General features: G+C 35.7%; 21 protein-coding genes. 11 read left to right on the top strand and 10 right to left on the bottom strand.

Annotated elements, in window-relative coordinates; genetic code table 11:
* Positions 1-63 precede the first annotated feature (63 nt).
* Positions 64-2,157 carry a TonB-dependent receptor plug domain-containing protein gene (locus tag ACB104_RS06775; protein ID WP_370477527.1) on the top strand — a complete coding sequence of 698 codons (2,094 nt, stop codon included), beginning with the start codon at positions 64-66 and terminating at the stop codon, positions 2,155-2,157.
* 44 nt (positions 2,158-2,201) lie between these two features.
* Here the strand turns inward: ACB104_RS06775 and ACB104_RS06770 are convergent, their stop codons facing one another.
* The 6 genes from ACB104_RS06770 to metG form a co-directional block, all read right to left on the bottom strand.
* On the bottom strand, positions 2,202-3,107 hold the full coding sequence (locus ACB104_RS06770; protein WP_370477526.1) for a histone deacetylase family protein: 906 nt from the start codon (positions 3,105-3,107) through the stop codon (positions 2,202-2,204).
* 4 nt (positions 3,108-3,111) lie between these two features.
* Positions 3,112-3,936: a cyclase family protein gene (locus ACB104_RS06765; RefSeq protein WP_370477525.1), complete on the bottom strand. Its 825-nt coding sequence runs from the start codon at positions 3,934-3,936 to the stop codon at positions 3,112-3,114.
* A gap of 366 nt (positions 3,937-4,302) precedes the next feature.
* Positions 4,303-4,821, bottom strand: coding sequence for a ferritin (locus ACB104_RS06760; protein ID WP_370477524.1), 519 nt, complete (start codon positions 4,819-4,821; stop codon positions 4,303-4,305).
* A 105-nt stretch (positions 4,822-4,926) separates the two neighbouring features.
* Positions 4,927-5,631 carry a YiaD family glycine zipper/OmpA-like lipoprotein gene (locus ACB104_RS06755; RefSeq protein WP_370477523.1) on the bottom strand — a complete coding sequence of 235 codons (705 nt, stop codon included), beginning with the start codon at positions 5,629-5,631 and terminating at the stop codon, positions 4,927-4,929.
* 15 nt (positions 5,632-5,646) lie between these two features.
* A complete protein-coding gene (locus tag ACB104_RS06750) occupies positions 5,647-6,117 on the bottom strand; it encodes a lipocalin (RefSeq protein WP_370477522.1) in 471 nt (156 codons plus the stop codon).
* A 258-nt stretch (positions 6,118-6,375) separates the two neighbouring features.
* On the bottom strand, positions 6,376-8,442 hold the full coding sequence (gene metG / locus ACB104_RS06745) for a methionine--tRNA ligase (protein ID WP_370477521.1): 2,067 nt from the start codon (positions 8,440-8,442) through the stop codon (positions 6,376-6,378).
* A 153-nt stretch (positions 8,443-8,595) separates the two neighbouring features.
* Between metG and ACB104_RS06740 the strand changes: the two genes are divergently transcribed.
* Entirely contained in the window at positions 8,596-9,618 is a 1,023-nt protein-coding gene (locus tag ACB104_RS06740) for a S66 peptidase family protein (RefSeq protein WP_370477520.1), read from the top strand.
* A gap of 48 nt (positions 9,619-9,666) precedes the next feature.
* Entirely contained in the window at positions 9,667-9,909 is a 243-nt protein-coding gene (locus tag ACB104_RS06735) for a hypothetical protein (protein ID WP_370477519.1), read from the top strand.
* Positions 9,910-9,978: 69 nt separating this feature from the next.
* Here ACB104_RS06735 and ACB104_RS06730 read toward each other — a convergent pair whose 3' ends face one another.
* Both ACB104_RS06730 and ACB104_RS06725 read right to left on the bottom strand, forming a co-directional pair.
* Positions 9,979-10,431 (bottom strand): DUF1569 domain-containing protein, encoded by a 453-nt coding sequence (locus ACB104_RS06730; protein ID WP_370478062.1) that lies wholly within the window; start codon positions 10,429-10,431, stop codon positions 9,979-9,981.
* Positions 10,432-10,459: 28 nt separating this feature from the next.
* Positions 10,460-11,236, bottom strand: a complete 777-nt coding sequence (locus tag ACB104_RS06725; RefSeq protein WP_370477518.1) for a TerB family tellurite resistance protein — start codon at positions 11,234-11,236, stop codon at positions 10,460-10,462.
* 120 nt (positions 11,237-11,356) lie between these two features.
* On the opposite strand from ACB104_RS06725, the gene ACB104_RS06720 reads away from it, so the two are divergent.
* From ACB104_RS06720 to ACB104_RS06700, 5 genes are all read left to right on the top strand, one after another.
* The gene (locus ACB104_RS06720; RefSeq protein WP_370477517.1) at positions 11,357-11,767 is read left to right on the top strand and encodes a BrxA/BrxB family bacilliredoxin; all 411 of its coding nucleotides are present in this window, start codon (positions 11,357-11,359) and stop codon (positions 11,765-11,767) included.
* Between the two features lie 125 nt (positions 11,768-11,892).
* A complete protein-coding gene (locus ACB104_RS06715; RefSeq protein ID WP_370477516.1) occupies positions 11,893-12,291 on the top strand; it encodes a hypothetical protein in 399 nt (132 codons plus the stop codon).
* Between the two features lie 25 nt (positions 12,292-12,316).
* Positions 12,317-13,057: a lysophospholipid acyltransferase family protein gene (locus tag ACB104_RS06710; RefSeq protein WP_370477515.1), complete on the top strand. Its 741-nt coding sequence runs from the start codon at positions 12,317-12,319 to the stop codon at positions 13,055-13,057.
* Positions 13,058-13,064: 7 nt separating this feature from the next.
* Positions 13,065-14,066 carry an acyl-ACP desaturase gene (locus ACB104_RS06705; protein WP_370477514.1) on the top strand — a complete coding sequence of 334 codons (1,002 nt, stop codon included), beginning with the start codon at positions 13,065-13,067 and terminating at the stop codon, positions 14,064-14,066.
* 62 nt (positions 14,067-14,128) lie between these two features.
* On the top strand, positions 14,129-14,785 hold the full coding sequence (locus ACB104_RS06700; protein ID WP_370477513.1) for an HD domain-containing protein: 657 nt from the start codon (positions 14,129-14,131) through the stop codon (positions 14,783-14,785).
* 5 nt (positions 14,786-14,790) lie between these two features.
* On the opposite strand, the gene ACB104_RS06695 is transcribed toward ACB104_RS06700, so the two are convergent.
* On the bottom strand, positions 14,791-17,760 hold the full coding sequence (locus tag ACB104_RS06695; RefSeq protein WP_370477512.1) for a carboxypeptidase-like regulatory domain-containing protein: 2,970 nt from the start codon (positions 17,758-17,760) through the stop codon (positions 14,791-14,793).
* Between the two features lie 147 nt (positions 17,761-17,907).
* Complete coding sequence (locus ACB104_RS06690) at positions 17,908-18,786, bottom strand: AraC family transcriptional regulator (RefSeq protein WP_370477511.1); 879 nt, start codon at positions 18,784-18,786, stop codon at positions 17,908-17,910.
* Between the two features lie 590 nt (positions 18,787-19,376).
* On the opposite strand from ACB104_RS06690, the gene ACB104_RS06685 reads away from it, so the two are divergent.
* The 3 genes from ACB104_RS06685 (at position 19,377) to ACB104_RS06675 (ending at position 21,740) form a co-directional block, all read left to right on the top strand.
* Entirely contained in the window at positions 19,377-19,976 is a 600-nt protein-coding gene (locus ACB104_RS06685) for a hypothetical protein (RefSeq protein ID WP_370477510.1), read from the top strand.
* Between the two features lie 258 nt (positions 19,977-20,234).
* Positions 20,235-20,840, top strand: coding sequence for a hypothetical protein (locus ACB104_RS06680; RefSeq protein WP_370477509.1), 606 nt, complete (start codon positions 20,235-20,237; stop codon positions 20,838-20,840).
* A 291-nt stretch (positions 20,841-21,131) separates the two neighbouring features.
* The gene (locus tag ACB104_RS06675; RefSeq protein WP_370477508.1) at positions 21,132-21,740 is read left to right on the top strand and encodes a hypothetical protein; all 609 of its coding nucleotides are present in this window, start codon (positions 21,132-21,134) and stop codon (positions 21,738-21,740) included.
* Positions 21,741-21,777 lie beyond the last annotated feature (37 nt).

Below are 21,777 nucleotides of genomic sequence, written 5' to 3'. Positions count from 1 at the left end.
AATCTTTTTGTTTTCAAACACTGAAAAGTAATCCACTTATTTCAAATTTTTAAAAGCTATAAAATGAAAATATTATATAGCGTGCTTTTGGGTACGCTAATATCTTTTGTGTCCTTTGCCCAAACTAAAAAAGAAAACCAACAAGACAGCACGCAACAAAAAGTAAATCAATTAAGTGAGGTTATTGTAACAGGAAGCCACAAAACTGACCCTGCATTTTCAACAGTAACCAACGATTATAAGAAAACCATAGTCCAACCTAAAAACATGGCCGATTTATTTAACGGCATTAATGGATTTTCTGTGATAAAGCGAGGAAACTATGCCATTGATCCAAGTTTTAGGGCTAGCCAATACGAACAATTAAATGTGCAATATGATGGCGGCACAAAAGCGATGCACGCTTGCCCCAATAGAATGGATCCCATTACAACGCATGTAACGCCTGAAGAAATTTCGAAAATTGAAATCATAAAAGGCCCCTTTACGGTTCGCTACGGGGCTACTTTTGGGGGTGTTATCAATATGGTTTCACAAAAACCCGACTATTTGGACAAAGGATTCTATGGAAAAGCATCTACCGGATATGAAACCAATGGAAATTCAATGGTCAATATGCTCCAACTTCAATTCATTCAAAATAAATATGATATTGTTGCAAATATGGGGCACAGGGATTTTGGTAACTACAAAGATGGGAAAAACGCAGAAATCCCCTCCTCTTTCAGAAGCACAGATTATGGCGTAAAGTTTGGTTACAATTTTACAAAAAACCAACGCCTGCAAACCCATTGGAGACAATCGTTTGGACGCGATGTACAACACGCAGCTCTACCTATGGATACCGAATATGATAACAGTAGCATTTTGTCTTTGGATTACTCCATTTCAGATTTGGGTGAGACTTTTAAAAGCTTATCCGCGAAAGCCTACTACAGTTTTGTAGATCATTTAATGAACAATTTTAACCGGCCTACCTTTATGATGATGGAAGCCACTTCAGCGGTGGAAGCGACCACACTTGGCGGAAAATTGGAGTTGACATGGCAACCTGCAAAAAAACTGATGGTTTTTAGTGGTTTTGATGTAATGAATATTGCCAGGGATGGTGGAAGAACCAGAACCGTAAAACTGGACATGATGGGCATGCCATTACCAAACCCCATGGCGTTTAACGACAAAGTTTGGCAAGATAGTTATATTAACGATTTTGGTCTGTTTACCGAAACTAAATGGTCAATAAACCCAACCACCATATTAACTGCGGGCATGCGTTTTGATATTGTTAAAAGTGATATTGACGACCCTGAAGCCGACTTTGCCGCTAGATATAATTTAGAAGATAAAACAGATAACAATTTAAGCGGAACGATATCCCTTAAAAAATTGGTTTCAGACCATTTTACCGTCGAGGCTGCTTATGGCCGCGGTGCACGCCCTGCCAATATGATTGAACGTTACATCAATCATTTTACGGTTGGCCAAGACCCTTATGAATATTTGGGAAATCCAGACCTTAAACCCGAAGTTAACAACCAATTTGAAATTGGATTTAAAGGAAATAATCAAAAGAACACCTATAATTATTCGGTAAATGCTTACTATTCTGAGTTTGAAAACTATATTGTTGCTGTCGTTGACCCTAGCATAAACCGAAAATACATGCCAATGGCCGAACCTAGAAATGTAAAAGTATTCAGAAATTTAAACAATGCCTATAAAACTGGGTTTGAAACCATGGCTCAAGTTAATTTCTTAAATGATTTTTATTTCAAAACGGAATTGGCTTATGTATATGCCAAAAATAACGACTTAGGTGAGTCCCTACCACTTACCCCTCCATTCAATACTAGCCTTTCATTAGGTTTAAAGCGTGAAAAATATTGGGCAAATGCTCAGTACAACATAACCAGCAAACAAGACAAAATAGCCGAAAGCTTTGGAGAAACTACAACAAATGGTTATGAAACCTTGGATATTCGTTTTGGCATCAAACCAATAAAGAACCTCAGTGTTGGTGTTGCCGCATTAAACGTTTTTGACGAAGCTTACAACAATCATTTAAACTTTAGTTTTACCAATCAGACTAACTTTGGTAGAATACCAATAACAGAGCCTGGTAGAAACTTCAGTGCTTTTATACTGTACAATTTTTAGGTAGAAAAAGAGGGCATAAATTTATGTCCTCTTTTTTTTTCTAATCAAAAGAAAATCCCCTGTGCCTCCCTAAAAGTATTAGCGTGGGCATCCACAATGGTTTTAATTTCTGGTGAATAACCTCCGCCCATAGAGCACATAACTGGAATATTATTGTTTTTACAAGTCTTTAAAACAAAATGGTCGCGCTCCTTGCAGCCATCAAGCGTCATGGCCAGCTTTCCCAATTTATCCGAAGCTATAACATCAACACCGCAGAGATAAAAGATGAAATCAGGCTGTTGCTCATCAATAAGTTTAGGCAAAGTTTCTTTTAAGATTTTCAAATAGGTCGTATCGTCCGTATTGTTTTCTAGTGCAATATCTAAGTCGCTTTGTTCCTTCACAAAAGGATAATTGTCTTTTCCGTGCATTGAAAAAGTAAACACGTTTGGGTCATTCTGAAAAATTTCAGCAGTTCCATTTCCTTGATGCACATCTAAATCTACAATCAATATTTTTTTAGCTAATTTTTCATTTAGAAGATAGCGCGCCCCAATAGCTTGGTCGTTAAACATACAAAAAGCCTCTCCCCGATTTGAATAGGCGTGGTGTGTGCCACCAGCAATATTCATGGCCACACCGTATTTAAGCGCATGTTTACTGGCTTTAATCGTGCCATCTGCAATTACAATTTCGCGTTCAATAAGTGTTTCACTTAAAGGAAAACCTATTTTTCTTGCAGCCCGTTTATCCAATGTTAAATTGAGTAAATCGTAAAAATAGATGGGTTCATGCACATTTAAAATAGGTTTCTCATCAAGCATACGCTCTGGTTCAAAAAAGTTGCCACTTGAACAAGTACCTTCATGTAGTAACTGTTCGGGTAACAACTCATATTTAATCATTGGAAACCGATGCCCTTTAGGCAGAGGGTGCTTGTAAATTGGGTGATAGGCAATTTTTAACATGGCATTATTTTACGAATGCCACAATCCTTAAGGGTGCCCCACTGCCTCCCTTAATTTTCATTGGTAATGCAATAATTTCAAAGCCCTTAGAGGGGAGTTTATCCAGATTCGTCAAGTTTTCAAACGCTGGAATATTTTCGGATAAAAGTATAACATGTGTTTTAAAATATTGTGATTGTCCGTAATCAATACTAGGCGTATCGATACCAATAGAATGAATGTTTCTTTTTTCCACCAGCCATTGCGCCGCTTCAGGAGATAGTCCAGGAAAATGAAGTAGTTTAACAGCTTCATCACCTCTTTGGTCTGTACCCAAATACTTCTTTTTGTCAGGATAGTATTTTGAAAACCCTGTTTCTAAAAGCACAATACTGCCATTCGGAATTTCCATGCTTTCCTGCTTTTCCCAATTGATAAAATCTTCAACAGAAATCAAGTAATCCGGATTATTTAATGTTTTTTCAGAAACATCGATCTTAATGGCCTTGCCTATCAGTTTTTCTAAAGGAATTTCATTCACAAACTGCTTATCTTTTGCAAAATGAATGGGTGCATCTATATGTGTGCCACCGTGCTCGGCTGTTGCAAAATTATTGGCAGCATAATAAAATCCTTTATCTGTTTCACCAGCAGCAACCACATCCATTTCAAATTCTTTGGCAGTAACCCAATACACGGTTTCCTCTGAAAATTCATGGGTTAAATCAATGATTTGTCTGGTAGGTGACTCTTCATTTTTTTGAGAATCGGCGGCCTTTTCTGCTTTATCCGTTGCATTATTGCAACCAAACAACAACAAACTGGACAAAAGGTATAGTGATTTTTGCATTTTGAAATTGGTTTGAACTTAAAGATAAGGAAAAGCGCTGAAAATAATGAGCCTAATCAACATCCAACAAAAAACCCATTAGTCTATAAAAACTAATGGGTTTGAAATAATTTTACTTTTGAAGTACTTTAAGCCACCTTCTTAACCAAATCAAAACAAGGGCATTTTTTACAGCGCTTGTTTTCTCCTTTCTTGTATTTTTTACAGCAACTATCCTTTACGTTTTTGTGGAGTTCAATTCCTAATTTTCGTAATTTTTTTGTTGCCTTCTTTTTTTTCTTTTTGCCCAAAGCAGAATAGGATATTCAAGTTTGATGACAAAAATAAATTATTTTTATTAAATCTAAATAAGATTAAATGTTAAAATTATTCAGGAGCATTTGCGGCTGCCGTGGTTACGGTTAAATTTTCAATATCACGATCGAAAAGATAGAGTCCACCTTTGTCATCACCAATCATATTTATCTTGTCTAAAATGGTTCTGGCCATGGCTTCTTCCTCTATTTGCTCAGCAACATACCATTGTAAAAAGTTATGGGTTGCATAGTCCTTTTCCTGAAGCGAAATATGCACTAATTCGTTAATGCTTTCAGAAACAAAAACCTCGTGGTTAAATAGCTCCTTAAACATGTCCTTAAACGAATTGAACGTAACATTTGGCGCCTTTAGTTCTGAAATTTTTGCATGGCCACCACGCTCATTCACAAAACGTACCAATTTCAACATGTGTTCACGTTCTTCATTAGACTGGGCATACATAAAATTTGACACACCCTCCAATCCTTTTACTTCAGCCCAGCATGCCATGGCTAAATATATCTGTGATGATTCTGCCTCCACGCGTATTTGGTTATTTAACGCGTCTTGTATTTTTTTTGATAACATATCTTTTGAATTTTACGTAAAGTTACTGATTTATTGGGTCAATTTGAAACAAAAAAGGATTGTTCTCACAGAACAATCCTTTAATTTTTTAAGTTAAAAAACTAACTATTCGCCAGCTTGTTTTTTGGCATCTTCAATCATTTTTTCGTTCGGAATAATGGCCACATTTACGCGTCTGTTTTTCGCCCTGCCTTCAACAGTTGAGTTATCGTGCATAGGCTGCGTTTCGCCAAACCAATTAGTGGTTAATCTACCGCTACTAATACCGTTATTGGATAAGTAATTGGTAACCGCGTAAGCCCTGTTCTTTGAAAGTGTCATGTTATATTCTTCGGAACCTTGGCTATCGGTATGGCCAACCACAAGAATATTGGTGTCTGGATACTCCTTAAACACACCTATAAGCTTATTAAGTGTTGCTTGTGATGTTGCATTGATATCATATTTATTGGTTGCAAAATACACGCCACTGCCCTCATCAAAGGTTACTACAATACCGTCATCAACACGTTCTACTTCGGCCCCTGGAATTTCTTCTTCAATTTTTTGGGCCTGCTTATCCATTTTATTTCCAATAAGTACCCCTGCAGTACCACCAACAACACCGCCAATAACAGCACCTAATTCGCCATTACCACCTTTACCAACATTGTTGCCAATAATGGCTCCCAAAATAGCACCACCGGTAGCACCTATTACTGCTCCTTTTTGTTTGTTATTTGCGTTTTGAACCGCTTTACAGTTGGTAAAACCAACGGCTATAACAGTAATTAATACTAAAATTGATGTTTTTTTGATATATGTTTTCATGATTTTTTATCTTTTTTATTGCTTAACAAAATTCATTGTGATGGTAAAAGGCTTGCCCTCAACGTTCACGGTCTGTTCCCATTGCATATTTGAATCGGACAGTTGCACCAAACTTAACCTAAACCCTTGTTTGGTTTCAGATTTATACTTGTCATCTGTAGGTTTTAACAGAAAATCATAAAGCCCAGTTTCTTTATTCACCTCATCAATGGTAAATACAAAATAACGGTCTCCAATAGAGCACTGCGAATTATTTATGGTATAAATTCCTGTATTGTTGTTGGGAACGAACTGCCATGAACTGCCCACAAAACAGTCCTTTGATGCATCACTTAACAATTTAACATTGTAGGTCCCCAATTGGCTATAATCAATAGTATTTAACACCCAATTGCCTTTAATTACCTTTTTGGAATCTCGAACCGTTTTAGAGGCTCCGCAAGACAAAACATTAATTGTAACAAATAAAAGAAGTAATTTTTTCATGTGTTAGGATTTAATTAATATGCTAGTATTATATACGTTTTTAATGGCTGAATAGATGGTAAAAATTTAAAAGTTGTTTTAAAATATAAAACAGGAATAGATGAAAATACATGTTAAAATATTGAATAGCAACTTTTTACATGTGTTTTAACCTTTGGTTCTTAAAAACTTGTTTAACAAAGAATTAACACGCAACCCCCTTCCATCTTAGTACTGTTACTGAAGCAACGAAGATTAATGAATATTTCAAGTAAGAATTTAGCTTATTTGAAGCCCATTTGTAACCGTAGCATCATCAGGATTTACAAAAACTAATTTACCGTCGGCAGTTTCGGTCATTAAAATCATACCTTGGCTTTCCACACCCCTTAATGCACGCGGAGCAAGATTTACCAAAACGGTTACCTTTTTTCCAACCACTTCTTCTGGCGTAAAACTTTCGGCAATTCCAGAAACAATAGTACGCACATCTATTCCTGTATCTACTTTTAAAACCAATAGCTTTTTCGCCTTTGGCATTTTTTCAGCTTCTAAAATAGTGCCCACGCGCATGTCCAATTTGGTAAAATCTTCAAAAGCAATGGTTTCTTTTTGAGGCTCAACAGTTTTATTGGCTGCCTCGTTTGCCTTTTTGCTGGCTTTTAACTTATCCAATTGCGCTTGAATGGTTTCATCCTCAATTTTGGAAAAAAGCAAATCAGCCTTACCAATTTGATGACCTGCAGGTAGCAAAACTTCTTTCGTGGAAACATCATTCCAAGACGTCTCAACTCCACTCAAAGTGACATTTAGCATCGATTTTAATTTTTTAGAAGTGAATGGCAAAAACGGTTCGCTTAATGTCGCTAACGCACTTGCTATTTGAAGAGCCACATACATAATGGTTTTTGTTCGCTCTTCATCTTCCTTTATCACTTTCCATGGCTCGGCATCAGCTAAATATTTGTTGCCCAACCGTGCCAAATTCATCAGTTCGTTTAAGGCTTCCCTAAATCTGTAGCGCTCAATGGAACTTGCAATAACATCAGGATAAGCTTTTACAGCAGCCATAGTTTCTTCATCTACCTGTTGAAATTCTGAAGGCTTGGCAACAATTCCCTCATAATATTTATTGGTTAAAACTACTACTCGGTTAATAAAATTCCCAAAAATGGCAACCAGTTCGTTATTATTTCTAGCCTGAAAATCCTTCCACGTAAAATCGTTATCCTTGGTTTCTGGAGCATTGGCAGTCAAAACATAACGTAAAACATCTTGTTGGCCAGGAAATTCCTTTAAATATTCGGGTAGCCAAACCGCCCAATTTTTGGAGGTGGACAATTTGTTCCCTTCTAAATTTAAAAACTCGTTTGCCGGTACATTATCAGGCAATATATAACTCCCCTCAGCCTTTAACATGGCCGGAAAAATGATGCAATGGAATACGATATTGTCTTTCCCAATAAAATGAACAAGTTTGGTATCCTCGTCCTTCCAATAAGGCTCCCAATCTTTTCCTTCACGCGCCGCCCATTCTTTGGTTGATGATATATAACCAATAGGTGCGTCAAACCAAACATAAAGCACTTTGCCTTCCCCGCCTTGTGCAGGTACAGGTATACCCCAATCCAAATCTCGGGTTACTGCTCGTGGACGCAAACCATCGTCAATCCATGATTTTACTTGCCCATATACATTGGGTTTCCAGTCTTTCTTATGCCCCACAAGAATCCATTCCTTTAGAAAATCTTCGTATCTGTCTAAAGGTAAAAACCAGTGTTTCGTTTCCTTTAAAGTTGGTACATTACCCGTTAAAGCTGATTTCGGATTTATCAAATCTGTAGCATTTAAACTGGTGCCACATTTTTCGCATTGGTCACCATATGCTTCTTCATTCCCACATTTTGGGCAAGTTCCCGTAACAAATCGATCCGCCAAGAACTGATTGGCTTGTTCATCAAAAAGTTGCTCGGTGGTTTCTTCTATAAACTCACCTTTTTCATTTAACGTCTTGAAAAATTCTGAAGCCGTTTCATGGTGAATTGGTGCAGAGGTACGCGAATAATTATCATAAGAAATGCCAAAATCTTCAAAAGACTTTTTTATTATGGCATGGTACTTATCAACGATATCCTGTGGGGACACGCCCTCGTTCTTCGCTTTTATGGTAATGGGCACACCGTGTTCGTCGCTTCCTCCAATAAAGGCAACATCATTTCCCGTTAATCGCAAATAGCGCACATATATATCGGCTGGCACATAAACTCCGGCCAAATGCCCTATGTGTATGGGCCCATTGGTGTAGGGCAATGCGGTTGTAACGGTGTAACGTTTTGGTTTGTTCATTATAAAACTCATGAGAGGTCGGGCGCAGTCGAGACCTTTTAAATTAACTCTCGACTGCGCTCGAGGAGACAAAACATGTCCAATTTTATTATTTTACCGCCGTAAAAGTACGCATTTTGAAAGGCATTTAGAAAAAAAATGTACATTTACATTATGACGAAAAACCTACTAACTATAAGCTTATTTTGTGCTGTTTTCTTCTTCGGAACAAATCATTATTTAACGCAAAACGCAGCCTCTGAAAAACCTAACAACACTTTGAAACAACCACCATACTTAAAAGCAGGCGACACCATAGCCATCGTTGCACCTTCAGGGATTTTGAAAAACCGATCTGGCGAAATACATCAAGCCCAAGACCTTTTAAAAAGTTGGGGGTTAAATTCTCTTGTTGGCGAACATATTTTTAACCAAGCCAACCATTTTGCTGGCACAGATGACGAGCGCTGTGAAGACTTTCAAAAGGCTTTAGATGACCCCAAAATCAGTGCCATTTGGTGTGCACGAGGAGGTTATGGATCGGTCAGGATTTTGGACAAACTAAACTGGAACACCTTCAAAAAAAAACCAAAATGGATTATTGGCTATTCAGATATCACGGCCATACACAACCAAGTTCATAATGAAGGTGTTGAAAGCATACATGCCATGATGTGCACCAGTTTACAGGATGACGCCTCTACGATTGAAGAAACCATTGCAACCTTTAAAGATGCCATTTTTGGGAAGCCTTTGAGCTATACCCTAGAAGGCTCAAACTTTAACAAAACTGGCAGTGCAACCGGTGAACTTGTTGGTGGCAATTTAACCATGTTGCATACCATGTTAGGTTCTAAAAGCAGTATTGATGTGTCAGGAAAAATTCTATTTATTGAAGAAATTGGCGAGTACAAATACCATATAGACCGTATGATGCAAAGCCTTAAACGCGCTGGCTATTTTGATAATTGCAAAGGAGTTATTGTTGGTGATATGACCAAACTTAGAAAAAATACTACACTTTGGGGCACCTCGGTTGAACAGCTTATTTTGGATGCTTTGGCCGATTATGATTTCCCAATTGCTTTTAACATGCACGCCGGGCATGAAAAGGATAACAGAGCTATGATTTTGGGGAGAAATGTGGATTTAACCGTAAATACCAGACAATCAACCATTTTTTTTAAGAATTACTAATAAATTTAATAGACTTGCATTTATTAGTAACTCATAAAAAATCTCCAAATGAAGAAAAAACTACAATTATTTTGTTTAGTCGCAGGACTATTGCTTTCAGTTAAGGTTAATGCCGATGATGTAAAAAGAATTAACAATTTAAACTTGCTCAATCCTGATGTTCGTAAATGTTTACTTGAATCTTCAAAAAATGAAGGCTGGGAATTAAAATCAGTTTACATGAACTCTGAATCAAAACTAGTATTTGTCTTTTCAAAAGGCGAAAGTGATAAAATTTATACTAGTAAGTAATTAGTTATTACTTTTAGAAAATTAATAAACCCAACTATTCAAAATAGTTGGGTTTTTCTGTTTATTGTTCTAAACCCCAAACTGGTTTAAATGATGGTCTAAATGTTTATAAAACATATTGCTCCATTCTTCTTTGGTTAACTTTCCAAAGGAATGCGATTCCATGCCATCAAAATAATCAGCTCCCAAACTTTGGGTTTTAATTAAGTAATCGGTCAATCTTGTCTTTTCCTCAACAAAATTTTTAGTATCAGTAACCAAAAATTGGGGCGCTGTTCTTGAGTTTTTTTTGTAAGGCTTGTCTCCAACCACCGTATTTTTAACAAATGACTTCAACAGAAACTTTGTAAACTTATTTGGCTTGGGGTGTTTATCTTCAAAAACCATTTCATAAGATACATTGCAATGCGCCAACATTTGATCGACACTCATTTTGCCCCACATAGGCTGTGTATCAAGTTTCAATTTATTTATACGGCCAATAATAGCATTGGTTTCCTTTAAGTCGAAAATGTTTTTCATCAAATATGCTTTTTTCATGATTATATGATTAAAACCCACGCTCCTTCTGTAATTGTTCGTAAGCCATTTGCACTTGTCTAAATTTTTCTTCGGCACCTTCTTGGTGCTCTTTCCCTAAGTGCCGCACTTTATCGGGGTGGTATTTCATTGCCATTTTTCGGTAAGCTTTTTTAATATCTTCAACCGTTGAGGTTTTATCAATTTCCAGAACTTTATAGGCATTATCACTGCTGCTGTAAAACATTGCTTTTATGCTCTCATAATCTTTTGAGTTGATGCCCAAATAACCTGCTATGGTATGAATTTGGCGTTCCTCGTCTTGAGTTACCGTACCATCGGCTTTGGCAATACCGAACAAAAAATGAATAAGCTGTAACCTCGATGGATGATCCATCATTTGCTGGATTTGCAAACACACCGGCCTTAATGAAACACGCTGTTGGCTAATGTTTTTAAACAGCTTAAAGGCATGATTTGCCCGCTCTTTACCATACATGTTCACGAATTGCTGGCGCACAAAATCCAATTCTCGTTTGTCTTGTTGTCCATCGGCCTTTATGACTACCGAAGCCAAAATAAGCAAACTTACCTCAAAATCACCCGATTGGGTTTGTGGGTGCTGTCTAGGCTGTGTCCTATAGGTTGCTCGTTCTCCCCGCCGTGGCTCCCCCTGACCAATAAAAGGCCCTGTGCTACCATCGGCAATTGAGTCTATTATACTTCCAATGGCCAAGCCTATTATAGCACCAACAGGCCCTGCGAACGACCACCCCAATGCTCCGCCAATCCATTTTGAAAAACTCATGTAATGATAAATTTTGTTTATCGTCAAATATAATATTTGTTAGTTGATTGAGTTACCAATTTGTTACACAATTGGTATCTTTGCATTCTGAAAAAACGGTTAATTAAAAAATTTAAAAATATGTATCCAGAAGAATTAGTAAAACCAATGCGTGAAGATTTAACGAAAGTTGGTTTTGAAGAATTATATTCAGCGGCTGATGTTGATGCCGCATTGGCAAAAGATGGCACAACTTTGGTTGTAGTGAATTCGGTTTGTGGTTGTGCGGCTGCAAATGCCCGCCCAGGAGCCAGATTGAGTTTGCAAAATGAAAAAACACCAGATCATATTGTGACGGTTTTTGCAGGTGTTGACAGAGAAGCTGTAGAAAAAGCGAGAGAATATATGATTCCTTTTCCTCCAAGCTCACCAAGTATGGCCTTGTTTAAAGATGGAGAATTGGTTCACATGTTAGAGCGTCATCATATTGAAGGTCGCCCAGCCGAACTGATTGCAGAAAACCTTATTGACGCTTATAACGAGTTTTGTTAAGCCACTACCCGTAAAAAACATAAAACACGATTAAAATTAAACCACAATTAAAATTGTGGTTTTTTTATCCCCTTAACGCAACCTTTTTAATTGCGAATCATCTAATAAATAAAATTATTTTTAAAATGAAAAACCCGTTTTTTGCCTCTTTACTATTGTTAATTTGCTTCAGTTTAGTTGCTTTTCAATGTGATGAAGAGGGCAACATGCCAACTTTTGAAGAAGAACAAACCGAATTAAATAATTTAAAATCTGAAATTGAGGCTTTAGCCAACACTTCTATTTGCAATGAAACTTCAGAATGCAAATTTATTGGGCTTGGCAGTAAACCTTGCGGTGGCCCATGGAGTTACTTAATTTATTCAAATTCAATCGATATCGAGCAATTAGAGCGAATGGTTGCAAACTACAATCAATTGGAAGCCGAATTCAATGCCAGATGGGGTATGGTGTCTGATTGTGCGGTTGTCAACCCGCCCTCAAGTGTAAATTGTGAAAATAACACCTGCATTGCTGTATACTAAAATCTAGTTTATTTATTTTTGGGGCATGCAAAAACTATTGTCATACCCTATTTCCATTATTTACTATGTGTTTTTCATGATAACACTAGTAATTTTCCATCCGATACAATGGGTGTGTTTTAATTTTTTTGGTTATCAGGCTCATAAAGTGAGCGTTGATATTTTACAATTATGCCTCATACGCTGTGCCAATATTTTGGGCACACGTTTTTCGTTTCACAATTCTTATCAAATACCCACAGATAGGCCATTAATTATTGTGGCCAATCACCAAAGTTTGCATGATATATACCCTCTTACTTGGTTTATGCGCAAGCATCACCCAAAATTTATCAGTAAAATAGAATTGGGTAAGGGCATACCAAGTGTTTCATATAATCTGCGTCATGGTGGAGCGGCGCTAATAGACCGAAAAAATCCAAGACAATCATTGCCAGCCCTTATGAAGTTTGGAGAATACATTGAAAAGAACAAGCGTTCTTCCGTAATCTTTCCGGAAGGCACGCGAAGTAAAACCGGAAAACCTAAAACATTTCAAACCAAAGGATTGGAAATATTATTTAAAAAAGCACCATCTGCTTTGGTCGTTCCAATAACCATAAATAATTCATGGAAAATGTACAAATACGGAAAGTTCCCATTAGGCTTGGGCAATCATCTTCAATTTACCGTGCATAAACCCTTAGAAATGGCTACCTTTGTTAATAACGAGGAACTCATAAATAGTATTGAAACTACTATAACAAAACACATAAACTATAAATAGTTAAAAAATGTCTTTAAAGAATAAGAGGATTGAAGTCATGCAGTTTTTGGAAAAAGACGTTGATGCTTTAATGGAAAAGTATTTAATTCCTATTGATACCATTTGGCAACCCACCGATTTTTTGCCAAATTCTGAAGCAAAGGATGATGACTTTTTTGAAGAAATAAAAGAAATTAGGGAACTAGCCAAAGAACTACCATACGATTTTTGGGTAGTTTTGGTTGGTGATATGATTACTGAGGAAGCGCTTCCCACGTACGAATCCTGGTTAATGGATGTTGAAGGCATCAATCAAGTAGATGAAGGCGGCAATGGTTGGTCTAAATGGGTAAAACAGTGGACTGCTGAGGAAAACCGCCATGGTGATGTACTCAATAAATACCTTTACCTTTCGGGCAGGGTGAATATGAAGGAAATTGAAAAAACCACGCAACACCTTATTGCTGATGGTTTTGATATTGGCACAGACCGCGACCCCTACAAAAACTTTGTTTACACCAGTTTTCAAGAATTGGCCACCTATGTTTCGCATAATCGCGTGGCCAAAATTGCAAAAAAAAGTGGCAATAAACGTTTGGCGAAAATGTGTCAAATTATTTCGGGCGATGAAATGCGCCACCACCATGCATATTCTGATTTTGTAGACCGAATATTTAAGGTAGACCCTAGCCAAATGATGATGGCCTTTCATTATATGATGAAACAAAAAATTACCATGCCCGCCCATTTTTTGCGGGAATCTGGAGGTAAAATAGGCACTGCTTTCGAAGAGTTTTCAAATACAGCTCAGCGCATTGGGGTGTATACCTCTACAGATTATGTTGATATTTTGAAAAAATTGATTGACCGTTGGGAAATTGCCAAAATTACAGGCCTAAATGACGAGGCCGAAAAAGCAAGGGATTACCTCATGAAGCTTCCTGAAAGGATGTATAGATTGGCAGAACGCATGAAAATACCAGAAAACTCGTTTCAATTTAAGTGGGTTGAACCAGCTATAGTCAAATAAAACGTTTTTAAAAACATAAATAAATTCCTTTCCTGACAGAAAGGAATTTTTAATTTTATAAGATGGACAAATCTAAAGACATCATCAACAAAACAATAGCCTTCGTAAAAGAAACCTTGGAAGATGCCGAGGGTGGGCACGATTGGTTCCATACCGAAAGGGTTTATAACAATTCATTGCTCATTGCAAAAAGTGAACATGTAAATGAGTTTGTCGTAGCCTTAGGCGCGTTGCTTCATGATATTGCCGACTGTAAATTCCATAATGGCAATGAAAATGTTGGCCCAAAAATAGCTCAGGAATTCCTGTTCAAATTAAATGTTGATTCAATAGTTATCGAGCATATTGTAAATATTATTGAACATATATCCTTCAAAGGTGGTAATGAAGCACAAACATTCAAATCGGCAGAACTGGATGTTATTCAAGATGCTGATCGGTTGGATGCCATTGGCGCTATTGGTATTGCGCGCTGCTTTAATTATGGTGGTTTTAAAAACAGGGCACTTTATGACCCTGAAATTAAACCCAACTTAAACATGAGCAAAGCCGAGTATAAAAACTCAAATGCACCTACCATCAATCATTTTTATGAAAAACTACTGCTTTTAAAAGACAGAATGAATACTGAAACAGGTAAACGTTTGGCTACAAAACGGCATGAATTTATGGTGCACTATTTAGACCAATTTTATAAAGAATGGGAAGGCAGAAATTAGCCATGCTAATACATAAATTCATGTAAGGTAGCCTTGTCGTCCTGATCATATAGTTTAACAACTCTTACTGTTTTACTTTCATTTGGTTGGGCAAAATTCTCGTAAACCGTATATTTTAAATACGTTGGATTTAACGTTGTTTCTTTTTTTAAGTTTTTGATGTTGATAATCCATTTTCCTTGTTTCGCATCATCAATAAAAAATTCCTCAATTTGATATCCATTTTTTAAACCGTCCATTAAACGTTCATTTTTCGCAAATGCTGAAAGCTCCCAAGTGAAATACTTTTTATCTGGATTTACAAATTGAATTTCAAACTCGGCAAAAGGGTCATTCCATTCAAAAACAAAACGCATATCTTTTTTGAAATTGATGGACAGCAAATCTGAAGGCAAATCTGCATAATCAACTTCACTTTTGTGCAACAATACCAAATGACGAAGTTCATTGATTAAAACACTTCTAATTCCTGAAAAATCAAGGTCTTCAATGGTTCCCAAAAGCATCTGTTTGTACAGCAGCATAGCTTTGTTATGTTCTCCAGTATTTTGGTAAACTAATGCCAAATCCCTATAGGCTTGGGTCCGTTTAGGGTCTAGTTTCAATATTCTTTTATAAATGCATTTGGCTTCCTCATATTTATTTAAAGCTTCAAGCTTATACGCCAAAGTTCTCAGTGCCTTTACGTTATTGAAAGCCAAGTCTGATATATTGGTAAGGATTTTATAGGCCGTCTCCTCGTCCCATCGTTCAAAATATTCTGATGCATCCAGATAAAAATCAATTGAAGGCTGCTTTAAACTAGCTTTCTGGTTCTTGTAAATAGCAAATGATTCGTCATAGGAAGCGGCTCCATAAAGATCATCAATATATTTTGAAGTTTTGGTATTTGTTTCTGGGTATAATTTCCCTTCTTCATAATCATTGCCCGTTTTTAGAGCCCAATTTTTTGCTTTCCCTTCTTTATATTGCAAAGCCGTTTTTGTGGTAACCATTATGGCTCCTCCTGCTCCTTCGCTCCCAAACCTATTGGTAGCTGCCAAAGACCTTAAAATGGTTATAGAACTTATGTTTTGAGGTGATATGGATAGAAAATTAAGCGTTTGAATACCATCAACAAAAACTGCAGGTGTTTTCTTCCTGTCCCTAATCCAGATTGTTGGATTTTGCGGTGGGCCCGAAACATTTACCCCGGGCATTTTTCGCAAAACATCCACAAAATATACATCTGCTTGGTTTATATCTTCCTCTGTTAGGTAAGATGTTGAATAGCCATACTTTCTATCCTCCCGTCTAACCATGTTATCCCTTGAAACGTTATCTCTTTTTACCCCAATAATGCTTATTTTATCCAATAGCTCACCTTCAAATTCAAGTTCTATGTCTATATTTTTGTTGTTGGATGCTTGTATTTCTTTTTGCTTTGCCCCAAAATAATTCAAGACAATTTTATCTCCATATTTCGCTGGAATGCTATAAATGCCTTCTTCATTGGTAAAGACCTCTGTGTAGGTTCCTTTGACCCTCACCGACACGCCTTCCAAAGGATTTGTCTGGCTATATATCTTACCATAAACATTATTTTGGGCGTCATTCGTCTCTGACAAGTTGTAAACTTGTCTGTCTTCAATGTTAAATTTCAAGGCCTTAATAGCAGCCTCAATATTACTTTTTGTCAGATTGATGTAATAACCATTTTCTGAGGAGGACATATTTTGAAGCACATTATGGTTTGAATTGACTGAGGAACCTATGCAGAATATAGGGCAACTTAAAGGTTCTCCAACCTCTGAAAGTGTAGAAATCCCATCTGAAAACAACATGACCAAATCAGACTTAATATCATCATACAAAAATACTTTTGAAAAATCCGTTCCACCCTCATAGTCGGTGTTCTTTAAATAGTTAATAATTGCATCTGAATTTCCATTGCTTATCTCAAAATTTTTACTTTCGTCTGTTTGAGTGTTGAACTTTGTTGCCTTAATAGAAACATTTTTAAGCACTTTAAGATATTCTCTTAAAAATTCCATTTCATCAGCAAAATCTCTATTAAAAAACATAGATGCTGATGTGTCCCAAAGGATGCTTATTTCTTTTGGTGGTGTTCTCTTTTCAACTTCATCCTCCTTTTTAGGGTAAGACATGAGCACACCAAATGCCATTTTAGCATCTTTTATCGGTTTCCATTTATCTTGGCTTATGTACCGCGTAAAAGTGCTTCCGTTATTGGTGCCCGCAATGGCAAAACCGACTTGATTTCCAAACACCTCAACTAGCTCAATACTTACAATAATATCATCATCAACTTTAATATTATAGGGCCTGAGATTGATTGTGTCTATACCTTTATCTCGTTTTATAACATGAAAGATATTTGTAGCCAACAAGTTTTTACCGGGTAACTTCTTTTTTAAATCGTAAACATTAACGCGCAATTTTAAGCTATCGGAAAGGTTTTCCAAAATCCGAAGCTTTAAATCGAGCAATTTTGAATTTTTCTTAGTTATTTTAATCTTGGTGGCTATTTCTCCTCCCAGGGCAATTTTGTCTTTCCAATAACCAAGGGTAAAACCATCGTAATCCAAACTGCCTGTCTCTTTGTTTTCTCTTTGGACAGAGGTAATCAATACTTCATCTAAAGCCAAGTTTTGGGGTTCAAGGTATATTTTATTGGTCTTAGATAATTTAGAGAACAGCTCTAAAGCCTTTATTTGTAACGTTTCATAACCCAAAGAAGAAAACTGCAATACTTCAAATTCCCCTATATAATCCTCGTCATACTCGAGATAAAATTTTCCAGTTTCATCGCTAACAGTCCCTATACTTTTTCCCAAGAAGCCAATGTTAACATAAGGCAACGGTTTGTTCGTGCTTTTTTCTAAAACAAAGGCCTCTATTTTAATGATGCCTTGGGCAAAAGTGCCCTTAAAACTTAATAGCGTTAAAAAGACTATGGTTAAAACTTTATTCATCTTTTTTTCGGAAAGATAACTAAAATTGTGGTAATATTTAACCTACAATATTTTAATCTCGATACACAAAGCTGGATTTTAGATAAAAAAACGGGAAGGTGTTAAACCTTCCCGTTTTTAAGAACATCTATATACTACTTCAGGCAATTATTTTGTTTGAAGTATCAACTTTATTTCTTTCCTGTAATTTGATGCGCTCTTACCAGTTATTTCATTAAACTGTTTATTAAAGTGCGAAAAATTGTTAAATCCGCACTCAAAACAAATATCTGCAATACTCATTTGGCTTTCATTAAGTAGCTTTGTAGCGTGTACAACTCGGTATTCGTTTACCAATTGCGTAAAGGTTTTACCCGTAGCTTTCTTAAAATATCGGCAAAACGCAGGAACCGTCATACTTACTTCGTCTGCTATTTCATCCAATGAAATATGATTTTGAAAGTTCTTATTTACATATTTGAAAATCATATCAATTTTTGAGCTATCCTGTGCTTCAGTCTCAAAAGCAAAACCATCAGCATTTAGTAAGGCATAATCATCTGTTTTGGCTAAATAATTCAAGATTTCCAAAAACTTTAAAACACGCTTTAGGCCATCATGTTCAAGGAGTTTTTCAATCTTTGGGCCGATTTTCTGTTTGGTTTCAATCTTAAAACGAATACCTTTTTTGGCGCGATCAAAAAGTGCAACAATATTGCCCATTTCTGGGATGTTTAAAAAATCATCACCTAAAAAGTTAGATTTAAACTGTATGGTCGTTTCTGTACCATTGGCCGTTAATCGGTCCGTAAAACCATTATGTGGCAGGTTAGATCCTATTAATATTAATTGGCTATTGTTAAAATAAGATAAATGGTTGCCTATGTGGGTCTTGCCTTGTCCTTTATTTATATATATAAGCTCCAATTCTGGATGAAAGTGCCAATAGGCATCATTCTTATCCACAGACTCTACGTGTTGCTTCACCAACAAAGAGCTTCCAAAGCTTGGACTTATTTTCTTTAATGTGGGTTTCTTATTCATCATAACCTGGGACTATTTTAATGCAAATTTAAAACATATTATGCATACACTGTATATTTAATTACCTTAAATGTGTGTTATTTTACCATAACGATATATTAACATTCATTTAACAGTTAATATAGCATAGAAATAGGTCAAAATTGATGTTTTTATAACTTTCCTTTGGTCATATCTTTGTAGTGTTAATTGTTATGAACATCATAGCATTAATTATTAAAAGAATTATTAAGTAAAAAATACTCTTTTTAGAGTTCACAATATTCATTAATAATTAGTTTAATGTCTTATTTAGTTTAGTTTAGTTGGTAAAGTGGGCTGTGGTGGCCCACTTTTTTTTGCTCAAAATTTTACCAGGATACTCTAAAAGATTTCAAAAATTGTTACAATGACTAGAACATTTAATAGTTGCAGAATTTATTTTTTGAAAAAAATGTTTGAGCCAAAATTTACACTATTAACACCTGTATATTCTATATTAACCTAACCCCAAAATAACGGATAAAATAGCATATAAATACATTAATTTCAATGCTTTAGGAACTAAAACCCCACTATAACTTTGCAGTGTTGAACGTTAAAAACCTCAAATTATGAAAAGCGTAATTAAAAACACAAAAAAAGGAATCTTAATGGTAACCATTATGGCTACCTTGGTAAGTTTCGCAAACGAAGATGGTAAATCTATTATTAAAGATGATATCAAAAAAACGGCTATAACACTAACTAATGTAAAAGTTGGTGATTTATTAACCATTAAAGACTACAATGGTATTATATTATATAAGGAGTCTATAGAAGCGTCTGGAATTTATCAAAAGGGTTTCGATCTATCTGCTCTCCCTAATGGCGATTACTTTTTTGAAGTTGATAAGGACATGGAAATTAAAATCCTACCTTTTACCGTAAAAGCAAAAGAAGTAATCTTTGTTAAGGAAAATGGAACATCAGTTTTCAAGCCTCACATCAGACAAAAGGACGACATGTTGCTTATTTCAAAACTGGCGTTAAGTTTAGAACCTTTAAAAGTTAAGATTTATTCTGACAACAACAGTGAATACGAAATGATTTACTCTGATGTTATTGAAGACACAAGAACCATTGAAAAAGCATACAAGCTTAAAAAAGGTGGTGATTATAAAATAGTACTAAGTTCTGATGAAAGAACATACACGAAATTCATTAATAATTAGTTTAATGTCTTATTTAGTTTAGTTTAGTTGGTAAAAGTGGGCTGTGGTGGCCCACTTTTTTTATCCCTTATATTTTTTGCTTTTATAATTACTCGCGTCAATAAAAACATTTTCCCCGGGCTTTTAATCTGTTTTATTTTAACCAAAAGCTCATCTAAACTGATAGCTAAAAAAACATATATATACATCAATATCAGTGTTTTATAGGAAATAAAGATGTCCTAATTTTAATGTGTTGAACGTTAAAACCCCATATTTATGAAAAACGTAATGAAACATTTAAAAAAAGGAATCTTAATGGCAACCCTGATGGCTGCCTCGTTAAGCTTCGCCAAAGAAAAAGCATCTGTTTTTATGATTACAAAAGATGCTAAAATGACCTCAATTGCTTTACGCGATGTTAAAAAAGGAAACCTCCTGTTTATTAAAGATGACAACGGAGCAATTCTTTACAAAGAGTCCATTCAAAAAACTGGATTGTATAACAAAGGTTTTGATTTAACAAGTCTTCCAGACGGCGACTACCATTTTGTGCTTGATAAAGATTTAGAAATTAACTCAATTCCATTTTCAGTAAAATTAGGCTTGGTTGAATTTAATAAAGAAGACGAGAAAACCTCATACAAACCTTATGTTCGTTTAAAAGGCAATCTACTTTACGTAACCAAGTTAGCTCTAAACAAAGAACCTTTAATAATTGATATATATTATACTGGGCATGACATAGCTGAGTTAATGTATTCAAAAGAACTTAAGGGCACCCAAACTCCTGGTGAAATTTTCAAATTAACCGGTCTGAGAAAAGGAAGCTATAAGATTGTAATGCATTCTGAAGGACGCAAATTTGTAGAAAACATTAATTAAAAATTTTAGTATGTTTATTTAATAAGGTGAGTCTTTTGGCTCACCTTTTTTTATCCTTCACAATAAAGAAATCATCTTTTCCATATCTCATTTTGATTTACATGTGCACATAAAATATCTGATTCGTACTAAAATATGCACAATTAACGCCTAATTATTCTATATTAATTTAACCAAAGTTTAATCTAAAAATAACAGGTAAAATAGAACACAAATACATTAATATCAATGTTTTACAAGCCTTATTTATAGTATACTTTTGACATGTTGAACGTTAAAAACCCCATATTTATGAAAAACGTAATTAAAACCTCGAAAAAAGGAATCTTAATGGTAACCATGTTGGCTGCCTCGTTAAGTTTCGCAACTGAAAAAGCCTCATTTTTAAATATTACAGATGACGCTCGAAAAATCGCTGTTACTTTTGCTGATGTAAAAGAAGGTAACCTTTTGTCTATTAAAGATGTAAACGGAATTACTTTATATAAAGAGTCTATTCAAAAAACTGGAGTTTATACCAAAGGTTTCGATTTAACATCGCTCCCTGACGGTGACTACATTTTTGAATTGAATAAAGATGTAGAAATAACAAGCATTCCGTTTACTGTTAAGGCAAGTGAAGTTCTTTTCAAAAAAGAAATGGAAACAACATTTTTTAAGCCGGTAACCCGAGTAAAAGGAGATTTAGTTTTCATCACTAGATTATCGCTTGAAAAAGCACCGATGGAAATTGAAGTTTACTCAGGATCTACCGGAACTTATGAGCTTATGTATGCTGAAACCGTAAAAAACACAGAGCGCGTTGAGCGTCTTTACAGATTGACCGGATTGAACAAAGGCGACTACAAAATTGTTTACAGAACAGAAGGCAGAGTATTTACAGAAATCATTAAAAGTTAACATTAACTAACTCAATTCAACTTGAAAAAGCGGGCAT

Source organism: Tamlana flava (assembly GCF_041287255.1).
Lineage (GTDB): Bacteria > Bacteroidota > Bacteroidia > Flavobacteriales > Flavobacteriaceae > Tamlana > Tamlana flava.
Note: the sequence above shows the minus strand (reverse complement) of the source record. Positions and strands in the feature narration are given on the sequence as shown.

Excerpts from the sequence above, each read along its gene's own strand:
- ACB104_RS06755 (WP_370477523.1), bottom strand. The coding sequence starts at position 5,631 with ATGAAAACATATATCAAAAAAACATCAATTTTAGTATTAATTACTGTT.
- ACB104_RS06760 (WP_370477524.1), bottom strand. The coding sequence starts at position 4,821 with ATGTTATCAAAAAAAATACAAGACGCGTTAAATAACCAAATACGCGTG.
- ACB104_RS06750 (WP_370477522.1), bottom strand. The coding sequence starts at position 6,117 with ATGAAAAAATTACTTCTTTTATTTGTTACAATTAATGTTTTGTCTTGC.
- ACB104_RS06705 (WP_370477514.1), top strand. The coding sequence starts at position 13,065 with ATGTCTTTAAAGAATAAGAGGATTGAAGTCATGCAGTTTTTGGAAAAA.
- ACB104_RS06710 (WP_370477515.1), top strand. The coding sequence starts at position 12,317 with ATGCAAAAACTATTGTCATACCCTATTTCCATTATTTACTATGTGTTT.
- ACB104_RS06700 (WP_370477513.1), top strand. The coding sequence starts at position 14,129 with ATGGACAAATCTAAAGACATCATCAACAAAACAATAGCCTTCGTAAAA.
- ACB104_RS06740 (WP_370477520.1), top strand. The coding sequence starts at position 8,596 with ATGACGAAAAACCTACTAACTATAAGCTTATTTTGTGCTGTTTTCTTC.
- ACB104_RS06675 (WP_370477508.1), top strand. The coding sequence starts at position 21,132 with ATGAAAAACGTAATTAAAACCTCGAAAAAAGGAATCTTAATGGTAACC.
- ACB104_RS06775 (WP_370477527.1), top strand. The coding sequence starts at position 64 with ATGAAAATATTATATAGCGTGCTTTTGGGTACGCTAATATCTTTTGTG.
- ACB104_RS06690 (WP_370477511.1), bottom strand. The coding sequence starts at position 18,786 with ATGATGAATAAGAAACCCACATTAAAGAAAATAAGTCCAAGCTTTGGA.
- ACB104_RS06685 (WP_370477510.1), top strand. The coding sequence starts at position 19,377 with ATGAAAAGCGTAATTAAAAACACAAAAAAAGGAATCTTAATGGTAACC.
- ACB104_RS06725 (WP_370477518.1), bottom strand. The coding sequence starts at position 11,236 with ATGAGTTTTTCAAAATGGATTGGCGGAGCATTGGGGTGGTCGTTCGCA.
- ACB104_RS06770 (WP_370477526.1), bottom strand. The coding sequence starts at position 3,107 with ATGTTAAAAATTGCCTATCACCCAATTTACAAGCACCCTCTGCCTAAA.
- ACB104_RS06765 (WP_370477525.1), bottom strand. The coding sequence starts at position 3,936 with ATGCAAAAATCACTATACCTTTTGTCCAGTTTGTTGTTGTTTGGTTGC.
- ACB104_RS06720 (WP_370477517.1), top strand. The coding sequence starts at position 11,357 with ATGTATCCAGAAGAATTAGTAAAACCAATGCGTGAAGATTTAACGAAA.
- metG (WP_370477521.1), bottom strand. The coding sequence starts at position 8,442 with ATGAACAAACCAAAACGTTACACCGTTACAACCGCATTGCCCTACACC.
- ACB104_RS06715 (WP_370477516.1), top strand. The coding sequence starts at position 11,893 with ATGAAAAACCCGTTTTTTGCCTCTTTACTATTGTTAATTTGCTTCAGT.
- ACB104_RS06735 (WP_370477519.1), top strand. The coding sequence starts at position 9,667 with ATGAAGAAAAAACTACAATTATTTTGTTTAGTCGCAGGACTATTGCTT.
- ACB104_RS06680 (WP_370477509.1), top strand. The coding sequence starts at position 20,235 with ATGAAAAACGTAATGAAACATTTAAAAAAAGGAATCTTAATGGCAACC.
- ACB104_RS06730 (WP_370478062.1), bottom strand. The coding sequence starts at position 10,431 with ATGAAAAACATTTTCGACTTAAAGGAAACCAATGCTATTATTGGCCGT.
- ACB104_RS06695 (WP_370477512.1), bottom strand. The coding sequence starts at position 17,760 with ATGAATAAAGTTTTAACCATAGTCTTTTTAACGCTATTAAGTTTTAAG.